Below are 26,513 nucleotides of genomic sequence, written 5' to 3'. Positions count from 1 at the left end.
ATCTCATATTTTAAGCATTTCAAAAATTAAATCAAATATTACTGAGGTGATTGAAAAAATGATTATAATTACAATTAAAATGTTTTAATTTGCTGCAATTAATTTATTAATATTTGTAAATTTTATATAATAAAGTTAACAAATTTATGGAGAGGAGAATGGTAAATTGATCAGAAAAGCACGTCCGAGCGACAGTAAGCAAATAGCGGAATTATGTTATATCATTTGGCATGATATGGAACTAGATATTGTACAAGAAATCACTAAAGAACGTGTTATTCATGCAATTGAAGAAAGTATAGTCAATATTAATTATAGAACGAATTATAATAACATTTGGGTATATGAGCAAGACAATCATGTTGCAGGATGCATCATAGCATATAAGGGTGATAAAGAATTAGAGTTAGAAGCAGCATGGAATAAATTGCCGTTGGAAGAGGACATAAAAGCAATAGGTACGCCATTACCTTTGAAAGAATCTAAAGATGATGAATGGTACATTGAGGCTGTTGCAACATTCTCGGAATATAGAGGACAGGGTATTGCAACTAAATTATTTAATTATCTAATATCTACATACCCGGATAGAAAGTGGAGCTTAAGTTGTGACTACGATAATCCAAGAGCTAAGAAATTATACGAACGTTTAGGTTTTAAATGGACTGAGGATATAGAGTTGTATGGCCATCAATATTTACATATGGTCTATTCATCATAGGCAAAAAATAAAACGGAGGAGACAGAAACTATAATTAGTTTCATTGACTCACTCCGTATCATCTTACAATGAAATATTTTAAATTTATCTGAGGATATATTAAATGCCACCTAATAGGGCACTAATATAAATACCTAAAGCGTATAATACACCAAAAATTGTGTTTGTTTTTCCAGTTGCAGCCATAGCAGGCATCATACTTGCAGGTGTATCATTCTTTTTGAAACGACGAATGGCTTTAACTGGCATAGGGAATGATAACAAGACAAGTAGATAAAATAGTGAACCACCATCTACAAATAATGCAGTATAGACAACGAAAACGTATGCAATGATATACATAACTGTCATAAATGTAATTGAGGCGCGTTTACCTAATAAAATAGGTAGAGTTTTACGTCCACTCGCTTGGTCTTTGACTCTGTCGCGTATATTATTAGCCATGTTAATTAGACCAATTGTAATTACTATTGGAATACTAATCCAAACCACAAAGCTATTGATATTGCCAGTTTGTATGAAGAACGCTAATAAAATAATAATCATACCCATGAATAAACCAGAAAACAGTTCACCAAAAGGCGTCCAAGAAATTGGCATTGGACCACCTGTATATAAATAGCCAATTGCCATACAGACGATTCCTACTGGAATGATCCAAAATGAACTATTCGCTGCTAAAAAGATACCAAGCAATGCAGCAACGATATAAAAAGCAATTGCTAGATTCATGACAAGTTTTGGACTCATACCATTTCTTACGATAGCACCACCGATACCAACGGAAGTGTGATCATCTAAACCTTTTTTAAAGTCATAGTATTCATTAAACATGTTTGTTGCAGCTTGGATAAGTAAACAAGCGATTAACATTGCAATAAATAACATGAATTTGATGTTATCTTGACTACCTAATAAAAAAAGTTTTGCAGTTGAAGTACCAACTAAAACTGGTACAACAGCAGCAGTTAAAGTATGAGGTCGCATCAAATGCCAATATTTTCTAACAGTAGAATATTGTTGATATTGATTTGCCATAATTTAATCTACCTCTTATTGTATTTTTTTAACATATGTATTTTAAAGGAATAGTAAATAAAGGTCAATCAAGGTAAAATATTTCTCTAGAAGATTAAGCAATTATGCCACCATAAATAGTTAAAAATGATACAATATTGTAATGAGAAAAAATAGATAATGAAAGAAGTGAAATGAATGGCTGCGAATATAAAGGAAGATGACATTATTGAGTCAATATATGAAAGTAACAAAAGCTGGGTATCTGTTGAAGTGAAAATTGATAGAGAACTTACACCTGATGAATTATTCAATTTAACAGAATCTCAGGCAGGAGATCGCTTTTATTTTCGCTTAAATGATAATACGTCTTCATTTTTCGGCTATCATGCTGTTCAAAGATTCAAAAATAACTTTGATAATAAGCAATCGATCTTTCGTGAGTGGGAAAAATTTAAAAAAGATATTGAATTGGTACACCCGGATATAGAAAAGCATCATTTGAAAGTCATTGGTGGATTTCAATTTTCTAGCCATAAATCTGATGATGAATGGCGTGAATTTGGCATTAATCATTTTGTGATACCTCAAGTTTTAATATCAAATATCGGACAAACTACTTATCTGACATATACAGTTGAAAGAGCCCAATTTGATATTGAACAGTTTAAAGAAGTAGTAAATTACTTTGAAGAAACTCAAATTGCTAAAGCTGAACCTGTTGAAACAATGGGGAATATCTTACGAATGGAAGATATCTATGTTGATGAGTGGAAAGAACTCGTTAGTGATGCGATTGCTCAGCTTGATGAAACTAAAAAAATCGTTCTTGCAAGACGTCGTATGATTAAATTTGATAAACCAATTAATATACCTTATGTGCTTAATCGAGCATTACAAAGTGAAAGAAACAGCTATTTATTCATTTTAGAATCCAATCAATCTGTATTCTTTTCACAAACGCCAGAACAACTTTTAAAAGTAGAAGACGGTGTTCTATCTACAAAAGCTGTAGCTGGTACAATTAAGCGATCTAACGACATAGACGAAGATGAAAGAAATATACAAGCATTTCTAAAAGATAAAAAGAATTTAGGTGAACATGATTTTGTAGTTAAAAGTATTCTAGATGACATAACGCCTTATGTTGATAATATTGAATATAATCATTCACCTAATATTTTAAAAAACGACCATCTATATCATTTATATACTCAAATTCAAGGTCAGTTAAAAAACAATTCCTTTATAGGATTAATTGATGAAATGCATCCTACACCAGCTTTAGGTGGCTACCCTAAAAATGAAGCACTTAAATTTATTGAAGAAAATGAATTTGGAACACGAGGCTTATATGGCGCACCAGTTGGTTATATCGACATGAATGATGATTGTGAATTTATTGTAGCAATACGCTCAATGTTAATAAAACAAAATCAAACCACGTTATTTGCAGGGTGTGGTATCGTAAAAGATTCTGACCCTGATAGTGAGTTAGCTGAAACTGCAGTTAAATTTTCACCGATGATGAATGCTTTAGGAGTAGTGGATAAGAATGAATCATAATGACGCACTAACAAAACAAGTATATACATTTGCTTCGGAGTTATATGCCTATGGCGTACGTGAAGTTGTAATTAGTCCCGGCTCAAGATCAACGCCATTGGCCATTGCTTTTGAAGCACATCCTAATATTAAGACATGGATACATCCTGATGAACGTAGTGCAGCGTTTTTTGCTTTAGGCTTAATAAAAGGTAGCGAACGCCCTGTAGCTATTTTATGTACCTCTGGCACTGCGGCGGCAAATTATACACCAGCAATTGCAGAGAGCCAAATCAGTCGTATACCTTTAATTGTATTAACAAGTGATCGTCCACATGAATTAAGAAGTGTGGGGGCACCACAAGCAATTAATCAAGTTAATATGTTCGCAAATTATGTTAATTTTCAATTTGATATGCCTGTAGCAGATGGTACTGATTACGTGCTAGACGCAATTTATTATCAAATGCAAATTGCAAGTCAGTATCTATATGGTCCACATAGAGGTCCTATTCATTTTAATTTACCATTTAGAGAACCATTAACACCTAACTTAGAAAGACAAAAGTGGCTAACATCTTATTCTAAAAAGCTGCCGCATTATCAAAAAAATATTAATGTTCAAGACATCAGACATATATTAAAAGAGAAAAAAGGGTTAATAATAGTTGGTGATATGCAACATCAAGCTATCGATCAAATACTTACTTATGCGACCGTGCATGACATACCTATACTTGCAGATCCATTAAGTCAATTACGTAAGTATAATCATCCAAATGTGATTACGACATATGATTTATACTATCGTGCAGGTCTCGACTTAGATGTTGATTTCGTAATAAGAGTTGGTAAACCTGTTATCTCAAAAAAATTAAATCAATGGCTTAAGCGCACAAATGCATATCAAATTTTAGTGCAGAATAATGACAAGATAGATGTATTTCCAACGCCACCGAGTATTTCATATGAAATATCTGCAAATGATTTCTTTAGAAATCTTATCGAAGAAACAGCTGTCGATCGAAAAGACTGGATAAACATGTGGCGAACACTTGAATCACAGGCTAGAAATACAATCGATAAACATATGACAAATGCAACAGATGAAGCGGCATTTGTAAAAATATTAATTGATAAATTAACTAAAGACGATGCTATTTTTGTAAGTAACAGTATGCCAGTTCGTGATGTCGATAATCTACTTTATAATAGTGAAGTTGAAGTATATGCTAATCGCGGTGCAAATGGTATCGATGGAGTTGTATCAACTGCTATTGGAATGGCTGTACACAAGAAAATCACTTTGATAATCGGCGATTTAGCATTCTACCATGACATGAATGGTCTTTTAATGGCTAAAATTAATAATATTAATTTAAATATTGTTTTACTTAATAATGATGGTGGCGGTATATTCTCATATCTTCCACAAAAAGCATCTGCTGAAGCATATTTTGAACGTTTGTTTGGAACGCCGACTGGATTGAATTTTGAGTATACAGCCTTGCTTTATGATTTTACATTCAAACGATTTAATAATGTGGCAGATTTCACTCAAGAAAAGCTATCACATATGAATTCACATATTTACGAAATGGTAACAAATCGAGATGACAATATGTCACAACATCAAATTCTATATAAGAAATTGAGTGGTATTCTAAATGTTACACTATAACTTCTATCAATCACAAAATAATTCAAATCAGTTATTAGTACTTTTACATGGCTTTATTAGTGATAGTCGTACGTTTAATGATGATGTTCAATATTTTTCACAAGAGGCTAATGTTCTTACAATCGATTTACCAGGGCATGGACAAGATCAATCACCAATTGATGTAACTTGGGACTTTCCATACATTACGACACAATTAGATGAGTTATTAGATATATACAAATCTTATGATATTACTTTACTCGGATATTCAATGGGTGGCAGAGTGGCATTGTATTATGCGTTGTACGGGAAATGCTCTTTGTCAAAATTGATAATTGAAAGTAGTTCTCCAGGAATTAAAGATGAAAATAATCGACATGAGCGTCAACAAATAGATGCAGCAAGAGCAAAAGTATTAGATATTGCTGGGTTAGAGGTATTCGTTAATGATTGGGAAAAATTACCATTATTTTATACGCAATATGAACTAGATAAAGATAAAAAGTCGGCTATAAGAGAAATGCGATTATCCCAAGATCCACATAAATTAGCAAAAGCTTTGCGTGATTATGGCACTGGTCAAATGCCTAATTTATGGGAACAAATTGGTAATATTCAAATACCTTGCTTTATTTTAACTGGTGAATTAGACCAAAAATTTGTGAAAACTGGACAAGCTATGAATAAGGATATGAAATACAGTCAAATCCATACTTTTTCAAATGTAGGTCATACAATTCATGTGGAAGATAAAGCGGAATTTGATACAATAGTATTAGGTTTTTTAAAGGAGGAGCAAAATGAATAGACAGTGGGAAACACTTAGAGAATATGATGAAATAAAATATGAATTCTACGAAGGAATTGCTAAAGTAACGATTAATAGACCTGAGGTAAGAAATGCATTTACACCTAAAACAGTAGCTGAGATGATTGATGCATTTAGTCGTGCACGTGATGATCAAAACATTTCTGTAATCATCTTAACGGGTGAAGGTGACAAAGCATTTTGTTCTGGCGGTGACCAAAAGAAACGTGGACATGGTGGCTATGTAGGCGAAGACCAAATCCCACGTTTAAATGTATTAGATTTACAACGTTTAATCCGTGTCATTCCTAAACCAGTTATCGCAATGGTTAGAGGTTATGCCATCGGTGGTGGTAACGTATTAAACGTAGTATGTGACCTAACAATCGCTGCTGATAATGCTATTTTCGGACAAACAGGTCCTAAAGTAGGTTCATTCGATGCTGGTTATGGTTCTGGTTACTTAGCAAGAATCGTTGGTCATAAAAAAGCACGTGAAATTTGGTACTTATGTCGTCAATATAATGCACAAGAAGCTTTAGACATGGGCTTAGTTAATACAGTGGTACCATTAGATCAAATCGAAGATGAAACAGTTCAATGGTGTAAAGAAATTATGAAACACTCTCCAACAGCTTTACGTTTCTTAAAAGCTGCTATGAATGCGGATACTGATGGCTTGGCTGGATTACAACAAATGGCTGGAGATGCTACATTACTTTACTACACTACTGATGAAGCTAAAGAAGGTCGTGACGCGTTTAAAGAAAAACGTGATCCAGACTTTGATCAATTTCCTAAATTCCCATAAATCAGTAACGGTAATATAAAAAAGTATAATTTTAGGACACTTATATAGTGATAAACTGATTGACAGTTAACCACTATTTTAAGTGTCCTTTTTTAATTAAAGTTATATACTGTAATTTGCTTTTAAGAATCTTTCTAATCGACGCATACCCTCTTTTAAAACATCCATGTCATATGCATAAGAGATACGAATATAACCTTTACCCATATCGGTGAATGATGATCCGGGAACCATTGCTACGTGTGCTTCTTCAAGCACTTTGACGCAGAAATCGAAATCATCAGAAGTATAGTTACGAATACTTGGGAATATATAAAAAGCGCCTTCTGGTTGAGCATCCAATTCGAAACCCAATTCTTTTAATTTACTTACTAAATAGTTACGACGCTCTATATAAGCTCGGTTCATATATTGAGGCGCATCTAATCCTTCATTAAGTGCAGCAATACATGCGATTTGTGACGGTACATTTGCACATATACAATTATATGCATGCATAAATGTTAACTTTTCAATTAGGTACTCAGGACCTAGTAAGAAGCCTATACGAATACCGGTAGCGGAGTGAGACTTACTTAACCCACCAATAAGTAATAGTTGATCACGAATTTCCTCAAATTCTGCAAATGAGACATGATTACCTTTGAAAGTATTTTCTGCATAAATTTCATCGCTAATAATAAAAATTTCTTTTTGTTTCAAATAATTTACAATGTCTTTTACTTCATCACGTTCTAATATCACACCAGTTGGATTCGTAGGATAATTAAGCAAAATTGCTTTTGTTTTATCAGTGTAATGTTGCGCAATTAATTCTGGAGTGATTTTAAATTCTGTATTTGTAGTATCTATATAAATAGGCTTACCACCTAATGTTTCAACTAAAGGAATGTAGCCTGCATAAATAGGTCCTGGAATTAATATCTCATCTCCAGGTTCGATAATACTTCGCAATGACGTATCAAGTGCTTCACTCGCACCATTCGTAATAATGATTTCCTCTTCACTATAATAAAAACCGTACTTATTTTTGAAATAATTACTTATTGCCTGTCGAGTTTCCGGCAATCCCTTATTGTGTGAGTAACTAGTTTTATCTTCTTTAATCGCATTGATGTATGCCTCTTTTACCATATCTGGCATAGGAAAGTCGGGTTGACCAATCGTTAAATTCACACAATCATCAATGTGCTTCATACGATTAGAGAACTGACGTATACTTGGTGCTCTTAAAAATTTGGAATTCGTATTTAAAGATAGTTTCATTTTTTACACCTCAAAAAACCAAATTATAGTAACTTTAAATGTTACTACAAAATTTTAGAATAATCTTATAATAACATATTTTTTAGTCACCATAATTTGGTAAGTCCTTTTGTATTTAACTTTTCATTATCCTCTAAAAGAAGAAGGTTTCTTTAAATTAATCAAAGGATTCGTCCATTTACAAACAAGGTTCGTCGATAGTAAATATACAATTAATACTGAAATGAGAATTAAATAACCGTAAGTGAATACTGATATATGATCTTTAAAAGGATATATTTCCAATCCTCTAACTATACCTATAACTAAACCATGTAATAAATAGACGTACATTGTGCGATTTCCTATATAAGTATAAACACGTTTATGATTACTCATTAAATTGAGGAATGAGAACATAGCTACAAAGATAACGAAGTATAGCAATAGTCTTTTCAATGGGCTGTACACATTTTCATTATTATTTTCAAGTGAAGTATAGGGACTACTACCTAAAAGCCAATCTGAATTGATTGGGTGTATATAGTAGACGATGAAAAATATAATAAGTACAATGATTGAAATTAGCCTTAATTTTTTATTTCTCAATAATTGAGTATGAGCTCGCGTTGTTAAATAACCAACATAAAAAATCGGGAAAAATACGATTGTTCTTGAAATACTCATATAACCATTGATATCATCAGAAAAACCTGCAAGTATTGAAATAATCAAAGCGACAGGTAATACATAATATGCTTTATAGCGACGTACTATGACAAGGATGACATGGAAACAAAATAATGTAAGTAAGAACCACAAAGCAAATACAGGATTAAAAGGGTCCATTTGAATTGCATCACTTTTACCAGTTACAAAATAATAGATAGAAAAGAATGCATAAAATATAGCGTAAGGTGCAATTAACTTTTTAGCTACATTCTCTAGGTAATGTGGTTTATCTAAATGTTTCGCAAAGTATCCAGAGATAAATAAAAACGATGGCATATGGAAACTATAAATTAACAAATATAATGCAGATAAGTATTTACTTTCAGAAGTATAAGGTTGAATCATATGACCGAATACGACTAAAAAGATAAGGATGGCGCGCGCGTTATCGAAAAAGTAATCTCTTTTTGTATCCATCGACATACGATTGTCTCCTTTTTTAATTAATAACTGTATTTAATTTAGTATATATTAACATTGAAATGCAACAATTTAGGATGAAATGTTGGGTAATAACTATTATTTGTATGTAAATTCTATTTGATTTTAAAAAAATAGATTTAAATATGAATAGTATTTGCATAATAGGAAGAGCAAGTTATCACATTAAAGGAGTGGATTAATATTAACACGTTAAAAGACATCATTAAGCTGATACATCCAATGGTAGGTGGGAGTATCATCGGTCGAATCATAGCAAAGGAATCACAACAGGACTACAAAATTTTAGAAAACCACCATTTTCTCCACCTACAAAAACATTTCCGATTGTATGGCCAATATTATATTTATTAATGGGCGTTTCTTATTTAATCACTACTAAAAATAAAAAAAGACAACTCGAATTAAAGTGACACATTATACGCAGTTAACTTTAAACTATTTGTGGTCGATACTTTATTTTAAAAAGAAAGTAAGAGGTATTGCATTAATTGAAAGTATCATGTTGTTTATCTCAGTAGTTGCTAATGCAGTATCAATGTTTAAAATACATCGAGTGACTGGATTATTACAGATTCCATATGTACTTTGGTCTGCATTTGCAAGTTATTTAAATGCAGGTAATTATTACCTTAATAAGGACAATCCAAACTATAAATAGCAATGGAATATATCAATGATTCATAGTTTAAATATATATTCAGCGAGATGCTTTAAAACTTAATGAAATTAAAATTGAATTATTTAGAATTGTATTGTGACAAAATATTGAAAGTACATGACATATAAAAAATCATAGTATAATAGTATTATCAATTATAAATGTGGAGTAGAACAACAATGTATAATCAACTAGAAAAACTTATTACACTAACTAATAATGACCTTAATTTGGTTAATAGACGTTTTGGACAGCGTACAGATATTACAAATGATCAATTAGAACTATTGAGAATTTTATATAGTTATGATCGATTGTCGCAATATGATTTAACGATGAAGATTAGTAGAGAGCAATCCATTGTATCTAGATGGATTAAGAAATTAGTGCAAAAAGGATATATAACTAGTCAACAGTCTCATGAAGATTTACGTTGCAAAGACTTATGCCTAACAGAAGAAGCTCGTAATTTGATTCAACAAATCAATACGGCAAGATGTGAGTTAATAGAAGCGCGTTGTCAGTGTCTAAGTAAGGAAGAAATACAAAGTTTAAATCAACTATTAGATAAGCTAAATAGTCGTCACATATATATTTAAATAAATGAGTCCTATTGTCTTAATGAATTTAGCCAAATGATCATTATAGCGATAGGGCTTTTTTAGTACAGTTAAATGGGCACAAGAATATAATTTTTAATTGAATATTTAAAATTGTACGAACTAGCAACATATATATAATAAAATAATTATAAAAAGACAATTTCTATAGTGTATCAATAGAAATTGTCTTTTTAATTTGTCCAAGAACTTAATGTCCTAGAATCTTGGTTATTCAAATGAGAATTTTATGTCTCATTCATTTTATTAGTAAATATAGTTATTTATTTGCTATAGCTTGAGATATCAAAATATTTACCAACAGCTTTAATTTCATTATAAAGTTGTTTTAAATATTGAGCGTTAGAATTAGCCCAATTAATATCAGTTGCATATTGGTGTGTAGCAGGGTGGTCTGGATTCCAACGCATTTTATATAGCGTATTTTGGCCTGCTTTAATATAGTCTTTACCTATAAATTTAGCACCACCAATAATCGCTTTAGATACTGAATTCCAACCAGCTTGCTTAGCATAATTAATACCTTTATATAGTGGATTAGCATCAAAAGCGGCTATACCAAATACATTATGATATTTTGTAGCACTATTAGTAGTAACATAGTTATTTACGATGTTTGCACCTTTAGCTAATTGAGATTGACCATTACCAGTTTCAATTAATGCATGTGCAATTAAGTAAATTTCATTGATACCTGAAGTAGCAGCAGCTTGACTGAATGCTTGACCTTGATTTTCAAGAACACCTTTACCTTTAAGTAATTGATTCAAACTTGCTACAGAAAGATTTTGCGGGCGATCTAAGCGTAAGAATTGGTATTTAAGCGTATCATCTTTAGCTAATTTTTCTGTGTTCATAGCGTTTTTAATTTCACTATAAGTTGCGTTTGACCAACCATAACCATTTCTTTGAACTTGTGGTGGAGCCCCGTACGCATTTTGTTGAAGTGATACAGCTTGATTTAATGTTCTATATGATTTTGAATATTTAACTAATTCTTTTTTCAAATCAGTATCTTTAATCCATACATATTTGCCATTACTTAATTTACCATAATACCAAGTTTTACCATTAACGACTTTACGAATTGTTACTTGGAAAATTTGTTCATTAAAAGCTTTTAATGAAGTTGCTTTAGCTGTACTAGGGTCATCATAGTAATAACCATTAGTTGTGTTGATAATAAATTCATATTGATATTTTTCACCATTATCTGATGAAGTATTTGATGAAGTTAAGTCATTCTTAGCAATCCAACCAGTTTTACCGTTAACAGTACCGTATAGATAAGTTGTGTTTCCAATAACAACTGATTTAGATACTTTAATTGATTTATTAGCTAAATCTTTATTATCTAAACGTTGTTGGTTTGTACCCCACGCAATTGAGTATAGACCATTATTTTTGTTGTTAATTTTATAAGTACCTGATGTTTTTTGTTCAGAACTAGAGTTTTGAACTTTCAAGTCTTTGACATTGAACCAACCTAAAGGTGTATTTGTCGTAGTATTTTGAAGTAACACATAAGTATTACCATCAATTGTTTTTTCTTTAGAAACGTTGAAAGTACGATTAGCATACTTAGTTGCATTTTTACCTGTTTTATCATAAACAGTTGCACGTGCACCGCTGTTGTTCGCATTAACTTGAGCTACTTTTGACACAGTTTGAGTTGATGCAGTAGATGGTTTAGTAGCTTTAGTGTTTACAGCAAATTTAGCATTTACTTTAGGTGTTTGTTTAACATCAGTTGATTTAATCCAACCCCAAACATTGTTGATTACACCGTGTAAGTACGTTTCGTTACCAACTTTAAGGTTATCAATTGATTTTAACTGTTTACCACTTGAAGGTACTGTAGCTTTAACTTGTTTAGCTGTTCCCCAAGGTGTGTCGTAAATATTTGCATTTCCATTAATATCGTAATAAGTGGCATTAGTTTTGTTAGGTGTTGTAGTTTTAACAGAAATTTCTGAAACAGGTACCCAACCACGTGAAGTATTACCATTATAATCAGAAATTAAGTAATAATCTTTATTGTTCAACGTAGCTTTCTTAGTTATGTTGTACGTTTTTCCACCAATAGTTGCGTTAGCTTTCACATTTTTATCATAAACAGTTGTATACGTTCCTTTATTCTTAGTAGAAACCTGACCTAATGTATTCTTAAGATTCGATACTTTTAAAGTATTATCTACAGTAGGTGTTTTACTTTCAGAAGATGGTTTAGTTATATTAGATAGAAATGCTTTGCTAACCCATCCATTTTTACCATTTAAAGAGCCATATAAATAAGTGGCTGTGCCAACTTGTTGAGACTTTGTTGCTTTAAATGGTGCTGTATTAGATTTTAAAACAGTTCCAGCTACTTGATTATAGTTACCCCATGGCACTGTATATAGCGTAGCACCTGATTTTATATTATATGATTGGTTTATTTTTACAGGAGATTTTACTGTATTATAAACGGTTTCTCCTTGCTTAACCCAACCGTACACTTTACCACTATTGTAGTCAGATAATAGATAATACTTATCTTTACCAAGTGTGGCAGATTTAGTTACAGATAAAGTGTTATGAACTTGGTTGGTAGCTTTACCTTTATCATCATAAACTGTTGTGTAAACACCACTATTATCAGTTTTAATTTGAGCTAAGCCACTATTTGACTTAACAGTTAATTTTGGTGATGTAGTAGTGGAACCATTATTACTTGAACCACCTTTATTGGTATTAGATGAGCTACTACTTGAAGTAGTACCCCAAGGTGCTACTTGGCCTGTTTTAATTAAATATTTTTCATTAATTAAATCGTATAATTCATTATAAGTATAATTATGGCTTTGTAGGTAAGCGTGTGGGTCAGAATGGTCTGTACCACCTAGGAATCGACTAATTGCATAGTGAGTCCAAACTGTACCTTGACCATCATTTTCAGCACTATTAGGTGTTAATCCATAATATTGTAATTGTGTTGCAGCATAATCTGCATAGTTATTCATTGATTTAGCGAATGAAGCATAGTCATGTGTATGAACAATTTCAACATTTATAAAACGATCATTAGCATTTGGACCCGCACCCCATGATAAGTAGTCAGTAGGGGCAGTTTCTATAATACGGTTACCGTCTACAAATGCATGAACGAAAGCTGAGTTGTAATTGTTTTTCATGTAATTAATTTCACCATCAATAGTTGAGTTATCATTAGCCGTTTCATGAACTACAATACCTTCAGGTTTACCTACACCATTACGATATCCATATTTAGGGAAATAAGATGAATAATTTTCTTCGATTTTAGATGCTTGTAAGTTATTCGAACGAATATAATTGTTGATTGATGAACTTACTTGTGGTTTATATTTCGGTAAAGATGATGTAGTTGCTTTAGCTGCATAACGTTTAACTGTTTTTACTGAAGTTGCTGGACCACCTTTGCCACCAACAGATCTAAATTCAGAATAACCTGATTGAGTACTGTTAGATGTAGATGTTTGAGTTGTTTTTGATGCTGATGCATTCTTAGTATTAGCTTCTTGTGATGTTTTAGCTTGATCTACGTTTACTTGAGTTGCATTATTATCATTATTACTATAAGTACTAACTTTCTTATCACTGCTTTGCTTAGACTCTATTTGGTTGTTAGACTGAGTCACTTGATTAGATTGTGATGGAGTAACAGATGATGAATTCAATTGATTTTTATTTGATGAAGTTAAACTATTCTCTTGTTGTGAGTTAGAACTACTTTCATCAATTTGATTATTAACATATTGTGTAGTGTTTTGATTAATATTAACAGATGTATCATCATTTGACTGAACTTGAGATGATGGTAAAGTGTTTTTAGAAGCTTGCAATGTTTTCTTATTAGCATCAGTATTACTTTGTGTGTTATTGATATTAGTATTTTGATCAGATTTATTTGAAGATGAAACTTCTTGCTTGCTATCTTTAACCTTAGCTAGCTCACTATTTGAATTAGTAGCGTTTGTGTTAGCAGTACTTTGATTTTGCGTACTTTGTTGATCTTGTGAAGTCTGTTTTGTTGTAGTTAAATTATCTAATTTAGCATCATACGTTTTGCTTTCTGTAGCAACAGATGCTTTAACATCAGAAGGATTTTGATACGTTTGTACCCCTGATACACTTTGAGCTGAATTAGTTACTTCTTTTTTAGCTTGCTCAGCATTTTCTATATTCTGTTGATCATCAATAACATTATTTGTATTATTCGAATTTTGATTCACTTCAGCTGCATGTGCATGTTGTGAAGTAAATGCAGCACCAAATAATGTGATCGCAATCATCGAAGGAAATTTTAAATTAAACTTTTTGGTCATTTTGTTACTCCTCGTTATTATTAATATTACAAATTCATTATAGTATTTAAATTAAGGCTATGATTAGATTTAACTTATTTGTAAACTAACTTTAATACTTTCTTACATATAGTAAACAAATTATGATTTTACTAAGGAATACATTACGAAGCACAGATAATTTAAAATACATTAGTTTAAGCTACTATTAAAAAAATGAGATAGTCTATTTAATTAATTACAAGTACTCTATGAATTTAGAATATAAATAGTTTAAATATTCTTATACATTTTTATATGATCGATATTTTCCTCAATAAAAACTGGGCCCGTTTGAATATAATCTAGTTTCTCATAAAAGCCTTGAGCTTGTACTTGAGCATTTAAAACTAATTGATTGTATCCCTTATCTTTTGCAAAACGTTCAATAGCGTGCATCATTGTTTTGCCATACCCATCTTTTCTATAAGGTTTTAAAATAGCAACTCTTTCTACTTTTGCTGCGTTGTTATAAGGTCTAAATCTCGCACATGCAAAAGGTACATGATTTTTGTCGTAGCCAATAATATGTGTAGATTCTTCCTCAAATGAATCTAATTCATTTTCCAAGGGAACACCTTGTTCTTTCACAAATACTTCTCTTCTAATAAAAAAACATTCTGATAACATATCTTTGTTTTTTACTATTTCAAACATCTTAATTCCCCCATATATATGTAATTATTAAAAGTTACAAAAATTAAATTTATAAAAGTATAAAGTTATTCTATATGATTTAAAGATATAAAAAACTCCTTTTTACAACAAATTTGTAAAAAGGAGTGGAAATTGTTTTATTATAAGGCTTCTTGGCGAACAATCGCACTGTACTGCCAAAATATTCTCATTTGAGCAATATTCCAATTATTCATGCCCATTGTAAAACCTGAAGGCTTGAATAATGTTACATCAGTAACTTCTAATGCTGCCGCAATAAGATATTGAAGAGGAACGCTAATACTTTGCATTGTCTCAGTAATACCATTTTCATCATAAACCCATGAGAACGGTAAATCCGATTCAAAAACATCTACTTTATTGAAGATTTCTGGTAAAGCAAGAATGTAGCACGCACCACTTACAATTGGATTAACAGAATTTTCACCATAGTAGACTAATAATGCTTCAAAATTTTCACGATGTTCATGATTAACGTAAAAGAATTCACTTCTAAATAATGCCATGTCTTTGCTATGAATAATTTGTTGCTCTAAAACATTAAACATACCATTAATGTTAGCAGCTTTTTCATATGTTTTACGTGACATAGTTTGTACTCCTCTCAATTAGTAAATTTGATTCATTTGATCTTGATTGTTATTGAATGAATCAGAACTATTTGTCTGATTGTAGTTATCATTTTGAGTACTACCTTGACTACTTTGGTCAATACCTTCATTTGAGTTTGAACTATTTTCTTCAGATGATTGTATATTATTATTGTTATCTGAATTTGTTGAATCATCGATGTTATCATCAGAAGAAGATGAATCTTTTTGATTATTTTTCAATAAAGACTGATCAAGAGGTGTAAGTGGTACAAGTGTACCGTAATGTTTAATAACGCGTTGATCTAAGAATTCATCCTTATTTGTTATTTTAGATAGTCCTAAATCAGAACGCAATATATTTGAATATTTCATAATACTACTAACGCTCGGATTATAATAGTAAATATTTTGTAAGTAATCATCTTTACCCTTGAGTTGAGACTTTTTAAATTCAATGTCATCAGATAAGTACATAGATGCTAGAGATTTGATTTCAGAAGAAGTTAAATTATGTTTCGCATTTTTCCCAACTATTTGTACTAAATCATCTAATTTATCATATGAATCAAGGCTCTTAGCTTTTTGGAATAATAATTTAATTAAATCCATTTGTCTTTCGCCACGTTTTAAATCAGAATCGTGATGTCGTGTTCTTGCAACGGCTAGCGCTTCATCACCATTAAGTTTTTGATAGCCTTTTTTAATTTTAATTCTACCGCTATCGTCTGTATTAGGCTCATTTAAGTCGTAAGGAACGTCATAATAAATACCACCAAGTTCATCAACTGCCTCAACGAAGGCATCCATATTTACTCGTACATAATAATCAACAGGAACGTTTAATGTCGCCTCGACAGAATCCATAGCAGCTACAGGTCCTCCGTATGCATGTGCGTGAGTTATCTTGTCGTAATAACCAACTTTTGGTATATAACTAATCGTATCACGTGGGATACTAAGTAATCGTATTTGACGCTTTTCAGGACTGAAGGTAGAAAGAATCATAGAATCCGTTCTTGAATGTTCTGTAGTTTGGCCATTTTTACGACGACCTTCATTATCATCAATTCCTAAAAATAAGATTGAAACTGCATCTTTAGAAGGGTTTACTTTTCCTTCACGTATGTTTGATTGACGCTTCGAATCAGATTTATCATATGAGGCTTGCATTGCACTTTCAGAAGTTTTATACAAATTGATGATAAAAATTACAGGAACAACGATTAGTACTAGTGTAAGTAGCATCATAAAATATTTTAAAAATCGGTTCATAGCATTTGCTCCTATACATATTATCTTTTATAAGAGATTTTATGATTTGAAAAATAAAAATTGTTACATTTTTATTTAACATGAAGTATAAAATCAAAAATAAATTTATATTTTTTGCTTGTATTCAAAGTTGTAAGGATGGTGTAATTATATATAATGTATACTCTCATACCCTTAAATTGTATTACTTTTTGGAGAGAATTACAACTTTAAGTTTAATACAAAATTTACATTATTAAAATAGAATTTACAAAAGATGGTTAAGCAATATTAGATAATACTTTATCATACTAAAGTACGATGTAATAAAAAATTATAACTGTATGATTAAAGAAAGATGAATTCAATGGTGTTGTGTTATATAATATAAAATATTAAACGAATAAAAAATGATTTAGATAGAATAGGTTTTAATTTAGATATACTTCTATATTAGACGTAAGAGGGACTCCATGAAAAATAACAAATTAAAAATTATAGCTTTTATTTTAGTATTAATTGTTTTAATACTTCTCATTATATTATTCGTCATTAAAATTACTAACTATAGTATTAAGGACAGTGAATATAACAATGTTAATGATAACAAGGCTTATATAGAACATCGTGATAAAAACTATAAAACAGTTGATAAGCTCAAAACGGTTCAAGCAAAAGATGATAATATTGAACAAATTAATACGTATTTAAAAAATGTTCATTTCAATGGATCAATTACAGTTTTAAAAGATGGAAAATTAATGCTTGATAAAGGGTATGGTTATCAAAATATTAGCAGTAAGAAAAAAAGCAATGCAAATACGATGTATTTAATTGGATCAGCTCAAAAATTCACTACTGGCTTAGTACTCAAGCACTTAGAATTATCAAACAAAATTAATATTAATGACCCTGTTACTAAGTATTTGCCGTGGTTTAAGACAAATAAAACAATTACATTGAAAGATTTAATGTTACATAGAAGTGGTTTATATAAATTTAATGCTAATCCTAATACAAAGAGTTTAGATGGGGCAGTTCATGATATTCAAAGAAGAGGGATTAATAGTAAATATTATCATAAGCATTTATATAACGATGCTAACTATCTAGTTCTTGCGCAAGTTATAGAAGCAGTAACACATCATTCTTATGTGGAAAATTATTATAAATTACTAGCAGAACCCTATCATTTAGAGCATAGTGCTTTCTTTAATGAAAAGCCTTATAAAAAGGATATGGCCACTGGATACAAAGTAAAAAATAATAAACTAAAAACGATGAATCCGAATGTATTAGGTCAATATTATGGTGCAGGAAATTTATTTATGTCTACACATGATATGGCTAGATTAGTTAATGATTTACAGCAAAATAATATTTTCAATCAAGCAGTTACAACATCATTACTTCAAGAAATTGGGAGCACTAAATATCCAGAATCTTATAGATATGGATTCTATTCGACTCCTCAAGTCAATCGAATTAATGGTGTGTTTTTCGGTCAAATATTTACGGTATATTTTAATGAAGATTATATTATTGTACTGGCTACGAATAAAGTTGATTATTCTAAAGTGTCAAATGAGTCAATTATTTCTCATATTTATTATCAATTACTTGGTCAAAATATTTATGAAACCAAATAAAGAGAGCTATAACGAAATGTAATAAAGATGCATTTTGTTATAGCTTTTTTTAATTAAAATGAATTATTTAATTGTGTCTTTAAATATTGAGCAGTAGTTCTTATTTAGACTTGAAGTAACAATTTTACAATTTGGATAGGGGGAGTCGTAATCAACAACTGTAGCTCCCTTGGTCAATGTGCCATGTAATTCAATTCGTACACTAGCTAGTATCGTTTCATAGCTTTCAGGATCAAGTAAATATAATACTGTGAAGACATCATATAATTTTAACCCTTTAGCGAAGTCTTTCTCTCTATAATGTTGAAAGATTTGATAGAGCATTGAACTTGTTCTACTCATATGTTCAAATGACGCTAAATAGTCATGAGTTAACAGCGATTGTCGTGCTAAATCAAGTCCAATCATAGTGATGGGAAGGTTACTCTCAAATACAATATGCGCTGCTTCAGGATCACTATAGATATTAAACTCTGCAAGTGGCGTTACATTACCTCGTCCTGAACTTCCTCCCATTAAGACAATTTCTTTAATATGATCTTTAACTTCAGGAAACGTACTTATCAATAGAGCAATATTCGTAAGTGGACCTAACGCTATAAGCGTAATAGGGGTGTTTGAATGTAAAAGTATCTCCTTCATTGCAGTTATTGAGTTAGTAGAAGCTAATTGGTCATTTGATATAGATGGGAAGTCGTATCCATCCATACCACTTTCACCATGAACTTGGCTTGCATCTATTGCTTTATTAATTAACGGTTTTGCAGAACCTCTGTGAACAGGTACGTCACTATTGAAGAAAGCTTTCAATTTCAGAGCATTAGCAGTCGTTTTTTCTATATTGACATTTCCATTGACTGTGGAAATCATTTTTACATCGAAGAATGGATGTAATAGGGCAACACTCAATGCAGCAGCATCATCAATTCCTGGATCAGTATCTATGATTATAGGTAAAGTCATTATTCAAATGCATCTCCTTCACAATAAATGATTTAAATTAAAGATAACTTAAATCAGGTATGAAATGAAAGCATAAAGAAAGAACCTGTTTGAAACTTTGACGAGTTTCATAACAGGTTCTTTGTGTGAGATAAATATTAAATTATAAGTGGTGAGAATGTCCACCTTGCATAACCCAATACGTACCAATAACAGTCACTAATGTGATGATAATCGCAAAGATAACTTTGAACGATTGTACTTGACCATCTTTACCTTCAGTTAAGTGCATGAACATTAATAATTGAACTGCAGCTTGAATAAATGCAAAGCCAAAGATGATTGTTGTTTTAGCATGGAATGTCATGTTTGTGTATAGAGTTACGAAAACTGCTAATAACGTCAAGACGATTGAGGCAATAAAGCCGACTGTATGTTTTACGATTGTATTCATCCGCTATACACCATCCCTATCATATATACGGCAGTGAAGATGAAGATCCAAACAACATCTAAGAAGTGCCAGTATAAACTTACAATGAATAATTTAGGAGCATTAAATTTATTAAGACCACGTGTAGCCACTTGAATTAATAAACAAATGATCCAACCAATACCTAATGATACGTGAGCACCGTGTGTACCTAATAGGATGAAGAAACTAGACCAATAAGATCCAATTTGTGGTGTTACACCTTCAGAAACATAGTGAGCAAATTCGTAAATTTCGAATCCAACGAACACTAGACCTAAAAGGACAGTAAGAATCATCCAGAACATCATTAAGTTTTGTTTTTCTTTACGCATGTAATAAATTGAAATACCACATGTGTAAGAACTAATTAATAAGGCAAACGTCATAATTAATACAAGCGGTAACTCGAATAATTCTGTTGTCATTTTGCCAGCATAATCGCCACCATGTTGCAACGTTAATAACGTTGCGAACAAAGTACCGAATAATGAGAATTCGGCTGTAAGGAAAATCCAGAAGCCAAGTTTATTTAATTGACCTTCGTGCGTACGTGAATCAACAGTATTTGTATCATGACTCATGACCTACAGCCTCCCTTTCTTTAATACGAGCTTCTCTTAAACGAGCTTCATTTTCAGCAACTTCAGAAGCAGGGATATGATAACCATGATCTTGTACGAAACTTTGGTAAACTAATGAACCAAGAATACCTACTAAGCAGATTGCAGCAGGGATTACAGTTTCGAAGATTAAGAAGAAACCACCTAATAACATGAATATACCCATAATTACACCTGTATGTGTATTGTTTGGCATATGAATGTCTTTATAATTATGGTTATCTAAATAATGACGACCATGTTCTTTCATATCAACAAATGTATCATAGTCATTCCAATCTGGAGTGATAGCAAAGTTGTATTTAGGTGGAATTGCAGAAGCAGTAGACCACTCTAAAGTACGTCCAAGACCATCCCAGTTATCTCCAGTAGCTTCACGTGGAGCTTTGATATGACTGTATACAATGCTTACTACTAAGAATAGGAAACCAACAGCCATTAATAATGCACCAATAGTAGAGATTAGGTTTAATAACCACCAACCATCAGAAGGCATATAAGTGTATAAACGACGAGGCATTCCGTCTAATCCAAGAATGAATTGTGGTAAGAAACATACGTTAAATCCAATCATGAATAACCAGAAACACCATGCATTTAGTTTTTCGTTTAATTTGTAACCCATCATCTTAGGATACCAGAAGATTAAACCAGCTAGGCAGGCAAATACAACACCAGTAACCAATGTATAGTGGAAGTGAGCTACTAAGAAATAAGTATTATGGTATTGATAGTCAGCTGATGCCATCGCTAACATTACACCTGTAACCCCACCTAATAAGAAGTTAGGGATGAAGGCTAATGAGAATAGCATAGGTGACTCGAACGTAATACGTCCTTTATATAATGTTAATAACCAGTTAAATAATTTAACCCCGGTTGGTACACCGATTAACATTGTTGAAATTGAGAAGAATGAGTTGATTAAAGCACCATTACCCATTGTGAAGAAATGGTGAACCCAAACTAAGAAACTTAAGAATGCGATACCAGCAGTTGCCCACACCATACTTTGGTGTCCGAATAAACGTTTACGAGCAAATGTTGGAATAATTTCTGAATAAATACCAAATGCAGGCAAGATAACGATATAAACCTCAGGGTGCCCCCATACCCAGAAGAAGTTTGCCCATAACATTGGCATACCGCCATCGGCAACTGTAAAGAATGCAGTTCCAAATACACGGTCAGTAGTCATTAATGCAAGTACAACTGTGAATACTGGGAACGCAAGAATTACGATTAAAGTCGTAATAAATGTTGTTACAGTAAACATAGGCATTTGCATGAATTTCATTGTTGGTGTTTTACATCTAAGTATTGTTACGAAGAAGTTAATACCAGTCATTAAAGTACCAATACCTGAAATTTGAATTGCGACTAGGTAATAGTTAACACCTGGGCCTGGACTAAATTCACCAGCTAATGGTGCGTAGTTTGTCCAACCAGCCGCTGGTGAACCACCAATAATGAATGAAAGGTTGAATAATATCATACCAACGAAGAATAACCAGAAACTAATGTTATTCATAACTGGGAACGCCACATCACGAGCCCCAATTTGTAGTGGAACGACTAAGTTCCATAAACCAAATACGAATGGCATAGCCATAAAGATAATCATGATAACGCCGTGCGTACTGAAGATTTCATTATAGTGATTTGATTCCAAGAAAGTATTATCTGGAATTGTTAATTGAGTACGTAATAGTAATGCATCAATACCACCACGAACGAACATAAGTACGGCACAAATTAAGTACATTAAACCGATTTTTTTATGGTCTACGGATGTGAACCATTCTTTGTAAAGATATTTCCATAACTTGAAGTAAGTAATTACTGCGATTAAACCAATAACTAGGAATGGCGCACCAATTTGTGCCATTGTAATCATCCAGTTACCTTTAACGAGCAATTGATCCCATGGAAAATTCATTAATGTCCACCTCCATGATCATTGTCTGCTTTGCTACCAAATTTAGACGCATTTTCGTCTTTTGCACTTTTACTGATTTTTTCCATTTCCTTAGAGTTATGATCTTCTTCTTTCTTGAATTCATTATCATAAGGATCATTGTTACCAAGAATCATAGGTTTCATACCATGACGCTTATAGTTAGCGTTAGTGATTTGAACCTTACGAGCTGGTTTTTGTGGTTTATCAGTAACATCTTTGTACAAGTCTTTCTCAGCTACAAAGTTAGGATCTTTTTGAACATAATTGTAACGTTTGTAAGCGTAGAAGATGTACTCTGGATCAGCTGCAGGGTCAACGAATGCCATATGCGTACCACTGAATGTCAATTCTTTATTAGGTGTACTTGGTAAGAGTTGTTTATCAAACTCATCTTGGCTAAGTGTTTTCTTGCTCTTAGCATCTTTAACCCAAGAATCGAATTCACTTTGGTCTACAGAGTGTACTTTAAACGTTTGGCGAGAGAAACCTTCACCATTGAAGTTTGAGTTACGACCTCTGAAAGTACCTGTTTGATCAGCTTGTAAAGTCCAATCCATTGTCATGCCAGTCATGGCATATTTTTGACCACCTAGTTGAGGAATCCAGAAACTTGTCATCGTATCCATAGATTGTAATTTGAATACTACAGGACGGTTTTTAGGAATAGTTAAAGTATTAACCGTTTCAACTTTTTGTTCTGGATAAGCGAAGAACCATTTATATCCAGCACTTACTGCGTATACAACCACTGGATCTTCCTTACTTTCTGGTGGTTTCTCATAATCGTATAAAGTTTTAACTGTTGGAATAGATAAAGCAATTACGATAATGATAGGTACCACAAACCAAATTGTTTCAATTAAAGAATTGTGGTGCATCTTACCAGTTTCGCTGTTTTTATTGTAGCTATACTTGAAAATAAAAATAGCGAACATAGTAAGTACAACAGCAACAATAACAAGCATGAAGATGATTGAATAGATAATCAAGAACTTCTGACTACTTGCTACTGGCCCTTTTGCATTAAATACTTCAACATTCGAACAACCACTAAGTAAAATTAGCGTGCCGAACATTAGAAGTAAAGACTTAAATTTTGACACTTTTTTGACCTCCTAATACTACAAATGTAGGGCTTATCATTAATTTTAGTTTATTACGCAATATTTACAAGTACTTATCCGAAAAAAATTATAATTATATATAGGAAACAACTAGAAACAATAGGAATGACGGGGAATGTAAGATTTGTTAAAATTATGTGTCTATTATGTGAAAAATGACAAATTTAAGTGATATACGCATATAGTTGAGAAATGTTATCATTTTCAATGTTTTCAAGTGTTTTTGACACAAAAAAAGATGAGATTATTCATCTCATCTCAAAAATTTGTCATATTATTTAACTTCTATGTATCGAGTTGAAGTTTCTTCTGCACCATCTGAATCAATGACATTATATTTCACTTTATATTTGCCTACTTTAGAAGTATCAACATGACCATCTACAGTGATCTTATGTGTTAAATCACCATCTTCTTTATCATAAGCACTAATTCCATTTAGTAGATTATAATTTTGGCCTTTTTCGATTACGATATCATTCACACCTCTAAGCTCAGGGGAGTGATTAGTTGTTGCTTCTGCACTTAAGTTGGGGGTAACTAGAGTTGCGGAGACGCCTAGCGCTGAAAGTGACTGGATTAGTTTATTCATTAAGTTAACCTCCGTTAAAAAAATAAAGTCATTGACTAATTTAATTAAACTATACAATATATTCTGAAAATAAACATCATACTATAGTCCTAATATATCGTATTATTTTAAGAATTTAAATAATAAGAGGAAAAATATATATTAAGATTATGTAAAATGAACAATTTGTGAATTTAATTACAATTGATTTAAAAATTTTGCAAATTGGAATAGAATGAATTTGGAAAGGTTTGAAATATTTAACTAAATGGGAGTGACTTTCATGTTAAATGAAAAAGAAAAAGGCATTATCAAAGAAACGGTACCAGTATTACAAGAGAAAGGCACTGAAATAACCTCATATTTTTACAATAGAATGTTCAATCAACATCCAGAATTAAAAAATATGTTTAACCAAACGAACCAACAAAAAGGATTTCAATCAACTGCATTAGCGCAAAGTGTTTTAGCGGCAGCTGTTAATATTGATAATTTAGGCAACATCATGCCTGTAGTTAAAGAAATCGCTTATAAACATTGTGCATTAGAAGTTCCGCCAGCAGGTTATGACATTGTTGGAGAAAATTTAATAGAAGCAATAAAGGCAGTAGTAGGACTAGAAGATGATCATCCAATCATACAAACTTGGAAGAAAGCTTATCAAGAAATCGCAGATGTGTTTATTCAAGTTGAAAAAGATATCTATGCTAGTATGCTTTGGGAAGGTTTCCAACCTTTTGAAATTGAAAAAATCGAACAATTATCTTCAGATATCAAAGCTTTCACAGTTAAATCTACTGACTATGATTTAAGTCAATTTACACCTGGTGAATACATCACTGTGGATGTAAGTAGTGAAAAAATGCCATATCGCGCAAAAAGACATTATTCAATTGTATCTGGAGAAAACGAGCGTTTAACATTTGCTGTTAAACGTGATGTGACAACTGACCATGAAGGTGAAGTTTCAACTATATTGCATGATGAATTAAAAGAAGGAGACAAAATTAATTTATCAGCACCTGTAGGTCCATTTGCGGTTGCAAATCCTGAAAAGCCTCAATTATTTATTGGTGCGGGTATCGGTGTTACACCATTAGTTTCAATGTTTAATGAAGTGGTTGTTAAAGATAGTAATGCTCAATTTATTCAAGTAACTGGAGATGTCAACGATACACCATTCACTTCATATTTAGAAAATATTAGTCAAAAATCAGACAAAGCAAAATATGAACTTTATGATCGCGAAAAAAATGGCTATTTAACTAAAGAATACTTAGAAAAATATATAAGTGAAAATACAGAGGTTTACGTTTGTGGTGGTGCTAAATTTATTCAATCTGTTATTGAAGTATTAAAAGCATTAGATGTTGATCAAAGTCATATTCATTATGAAACATTTGTACCAAAATTAAGTGTTGCAGTTTAATATTGAAATAGATATTTATTAATAAGATTTTGTATAAATTATGGCTCTACGTCAAATCGGACTGATGAGTCCAAATATTGAGATTAAGCAACCTTAGGTTGTTTAATCTCTTTTTTTGTTGTTGAGGCAAATAGTCGCGAAGTTATAATAATTCGATTACGCAAATTATCATAATTTCTATAACCAAAAGATACCCTTTTAATGAGTTTGATTTTATTATTAATTCCTTCTAACGGACCATTGGTCAGGTTAGAATATGTCATAGTATTTTCAATGAAAGCTGCTAAGCGTCTTAAAGTTCTAATGACTGGGCGTAATTTAGGACACACATCTGAAAGATGAATAGAAAAGAGTTTATGACTAAATTTCTCTATTTGATTTTCTTTTAATAATCTTCTTAGCTCATGAACGTAGTGATATGTATTAAATAATTCAACATCTACACCTAATAAGTAATTTATAATGCCTTTTTCGGTTTTCCACTCTTTAAATAAATGGACTTTATGATAATTAAATGCTTCTAGCGTTTCAAAAGGTTTAAGAAATAGTTTCCAATAACTTTTATATTTATTATAAAGCGGTCTATTAGAGGT

At 31.7% G+C, this 26,513-nt stretch carries 22 protein-coding genes and 1 pseudogene; 9 read left to right on the top strand and 14 right to left on the bottom strand.

Annotated elements, in window-relative coordinates:
• Positions 1 to 166 precede the first annotated feature (166 nt).
• Positions 167 to 721, top strand: coding sequence for a GNAT family N-acetyltransferase (locus BB045_RS08685; protein WP_070441287.1), 555 nt, complete (start codon positions 167 to 169; stop codon positions 719 to 721).
• 99 nt (positions 722 to 820) lie between these two features.
• Here BB045_RS08685 and BB045_RS08680 read toward each other — a convergent pair whose 3' ends face one another.
• Entirely contained in the window at positions 821 to 1,759 is a 939-nt protein-coding gene (locus tag BB045_RS08680) for a 1,4-dihydroxy-2-naphthoate polyprenyltransferase (protein WP_070441284.1), read from the bottom strand.
• A gap of 177 nt (positions 1,760 to 1,936) precedes the next feature.
• On the opposite strand from BB045_RS08680, the gene BB045_RS08675 reads away from it, so the two are divergent.
• From BB045_RS08675 to menB, 4 genes are read left to right on the top strand one after another with little or no spacing between them, the layout of a single operon-like run.
• Positions 1,937 to 3,304, top strand: a complete 1,368-nt coding sequence (locus BB045_RS08675) for an isochorismate synthase (protein ID WP_075140685.1) — start codon at positions 1,937 to 1,939, stop codon at positions 3,302 to 3,304.
• Positions 3,294 to 4,964 (top strand): 2-succinyl-5-enolpyruvyl-6-hydroxy-3-cyclohexene-1-carboxylic-acid synthase, encoded by a 1,671-nt coding sequence (gene menD / locus BB045_RS08670; RefSeq protein ID WP_075140684.1) that lies wholly within the window; start codon positions 3,294 to 3,296, stop codon positions 4,962 to 4,964. The genes BB045_RS08675 and menD overlap by 11 nt, the downstream gene beginning before the upstream one ends.
• The gene (menH, locus tag BB045_RS08665) at positions 4,951 to 5,754 is read left to right on the top strand and encodes a 2-succinyl-6-hydroxy-2,4-cyclohexadiene-1-carboxylate synthase (RefSeq protein ID WP_075140683.1); all 804 of its coding nucleotides are present in this window, start codon (positions 4,951 to 4,953) and stop codon (positions 5,752 to 5,754) included. Before menD ends, menH begins: the two co-directional genes overlap by 14 nt.
• Entirely contained in the window at positions 5,747 to 6,565 is an 819-nt protein-coding gene (gene menB / locus BB045_RS08660) for a 1,4-dihydroxy-2-naphthoyl-CoA synthase (protein WP_075140682.1), read from the top strand. Before menH ends, menB begins: the two co-directional genes overlap by 8 nt.
• 102 nt (positions 6,566 to 6,667) lie before the next feature.
• Here menB and BB045_RS08655 read toward each other — a convergent pair whose 3' ends face one another.
• Entirely contained in the window at positions 6,668 to 7,831 is a 1,164-nt protein-coding gene (locus tag BB045_RS08655; protein ID WP_070581464.1) for an aminotransferase class I/II-fold pyridoxal phosphate-dependent enzyme, read from the bottom strand.
• 126 nt (positions 7,832 to 7,957) lie between these two features.
• On the bottom strand, positions 7,958 to 8,965 hold the full coding sequence (locus BB045_RS08650; protein ID WP_070441270.1) for an acyltransferase family protein: 1,008 nt from the start codon (positions 8,963 to 8,965) through the stop codon (positions 7,958 to 7,960).
• Positions 8,966 to 9,205: 240 nt separating this feature from the next.
• Between BB045_RS08650 and BB045_RS08645 the strand changes: the two are divergent.
• A pseudogene (locus BB045_RS08645) lies at positions 9,206 to 9,644 on the top strand (TspO/MBR family protein).
• Between the two features lie 179 nt (positions 9,645 to 9,823).
• A complete protein-coding gene (locus tag BB045_RS08640; protein ID WP_037535525.1) occupies positions 9,824 to 10,243 on the top strand; it encodes a MarR family transcriptional regulator in 420 nt (139 codons plus the stop codon).
• A 284-nt stretch (positions 10,244 to 10,527) separates the two neighbouring features.
• On the opposite strand, the gene BB045_RS08635 is transcribed toward BB045_RS08640, so the two are convergent.
• The 4 genes from BB045_RS08635 to BB045_RS08620 all read right to left on the bottom strand — a co-directional run bounded on the left by BB045_RS08635 (position 10,528) and on the right by BB045_RS08620 (position 17,171).
• Positions 10,528 to 14,610: a glucosaminidase domain-containing protein gene (locus BB045_RS08635; protein ID WP_070678330.1), complete on the bottom strand. Its 4,083-nt coding sequence runs from the start codon at positions 14,608 to 14,610 to the stop codon at positions 10,528 to 10,530.
• Between the two features lie 252 nt (positions 14,611 to 14,862).
• The gene (locus BB045_RS08630) at positions 14,863 to 15,285 is read right to left on the bottom strand and encodes a GNAT family N-acetyltransferase (protein WP_070441264.1); all 423 of its coding nucleotides are present in this window, start codon (positions 15,283 to 15,285) and stop codon (positions 14,863 to 14,865) included.
• Between the two features lie 140 nt (positions 15,286 to 15,425).
• Complete coding sequence (locus tag BB045_RS08625) at positions 15,426 to 15,896, bottom strand: DUF2538 family protein (protein WP_070441261.1); 471 nt, start codon at positions 15,894 to 15,896, stop codon at positions 15,426 to 15,428.
• Positions 15,897 to 15,914: 18 nt separating this feature from the next.
• Positions 15,915 to 17,171, bottom strand: a complete 1,257-nt coding sequence (locus BB045_RS08620) for an LCP family protein (RefSeq protein WP_070441258.1) — start codon at positions 17,169 to 17,171, stop codon at positions 15,915 to 15,917.
• A gap of 452 nt (positions 17,172 to 17,623) precedes the next feature.
• Between BB045_RS08620 and BB045_RS08615 the strand changes: the two genes are divergently transcribed.
• Positions 17,624 to 18,799 (top strand): serine hydrolase domain-containing protein, encoded by a 1,176-nt coding sequence (locus BB045_RS08615; protein WP_070441255.1) that lies wholly within the window; start codon positions 17,624 to 17,626, stop codon positions 18,797 to 18,799.
• A gap of 63 nt (positions 18,800 to 18,862) precedes the next feature.
• Here BB045_RS08615 and rihC read toward each other — a convergent pair whose 3' ends face one another.
• The 6 genes from rihC to BB045_RS08585 all read right to left on the bottom strand — a co-directional run bounded on the left by rihC (position 18,863) and on the right by BB045_RS08585 (position 24,512).
• Positions 18,863 to 19,762, bottom strand: coding sequence for a ribonucleoside hydrolase RihC (gene rihC, locus BB045_RS08610; protein ID WP_070441252.1), 900 nt, complete (start codon positions 19,760 to 19,762; stop codon positions 18,863 to 18,865).
• A gap of 142 nt (positions 19,763 to 19,904) precedes the next feature.
• On the bottom strand, positions 19,905 to 20,195 hold the full coding sequence (gene qoxD, locus BB045_RS08605) for a cytochrome aa3 quinol oxidase subunit IV (protein WP_011276176.1): 291 nt from the start codon (positions 20,193 to 20,195) through the stop codon (positions 19,905 to 19,907).
• Positions 20,192 to 20,797, bottom strand: a complete 606-nt coding sequence (qoxC, locus tag BB045_RS08600; RefSeq protein WP_037535537.1) for a cytochrome aa3 quinol oxidase subunit III — start codon at positions 20,795 to 20,797, stop codon at positions 20,192 to 20,194. Before qoxC ends, qoxD begins: the two co-directional genes overlap by 4 nt.
• Positions 20,787 to 22,775, bottom strand: a complete 1,989-nt coding sequence (gene qoxB, locus BB045_RS08595) for a cytochrome aa3 quinol oxidase subunit I (protein WP_070581460.1) — start codon at positions 22,773 to 22,775, stop codon at positions 20,787 to 20,789. The genes qoxC and qoxB overlap by 11 nt, the downstream gene beginning before the upstream one ends.
• Entirely contained in the window at positions 22,775 to 23,899 is a 1,125-nt protein-coding gene (qoxA, locus tag BB045_RS08590) for a cytochrome aa3 quinol oxidase subunit II (protein WP_070441247.1), read from the bottom strand. The genes qoxB and qoxA overlap by 1 nt, the downstream gene beginning before the upstream one ends.
• Positions 23,900 to 24,194: 295 nt before the next feature.
• Positions 24,195 to 24,512 (bottom strand): DUF5011 domain-containing protein, encoded by a 318-nt coding sequence (locus BB045_RS08585; protein WP_011276172.1) that lies wholly within the window; start codon positions 24,510 to 24,512, stop codon positions 24,195 to 24,197.
• 262 nt (positions 24,513 to 24,774) lie between these two features.
• Here BB045_RS08585 and BB045_RS08580 point away from each other — a divergent pair, with 262 nt between their 5' ends.
• Entirely contained in the window at positions 24,775 to 25,920 is a 1,146-nt protein-coding gene (locus tag BB045_RS08580) for a globin domain-containing protein (RefSeq protein WP_070441244.1), read from the top strand.
• A gap of 83 nt (positions 25,921 to 26,003) precedes the next feature.
• On the opposite strand, the gene BB045_RS08575 is transcribed toward BB045_RS08580, so the two are convergent.
• The coding region (locus BB045_RS08575) for a transposase (protein WP_142236918.1) at positions 26,004 to 26,513 on the bottom strand (510 nt) is incomplete at its 5' end.

The sequence above is a fragment of the Staphylococcus sp. MB377 genome (assembly GCF_001922505.1).
In the GTDB taxonomy this organism is placed as follows: Bacteria; Bacillota; Bacilli; order Staphylococcales; family Staphylococcaceae; genus Staphylococcus; species Staphylococcus haemolyticus.
This window is presented reverse-complemented; position numbering and strand designations above follow the sequence as displayed.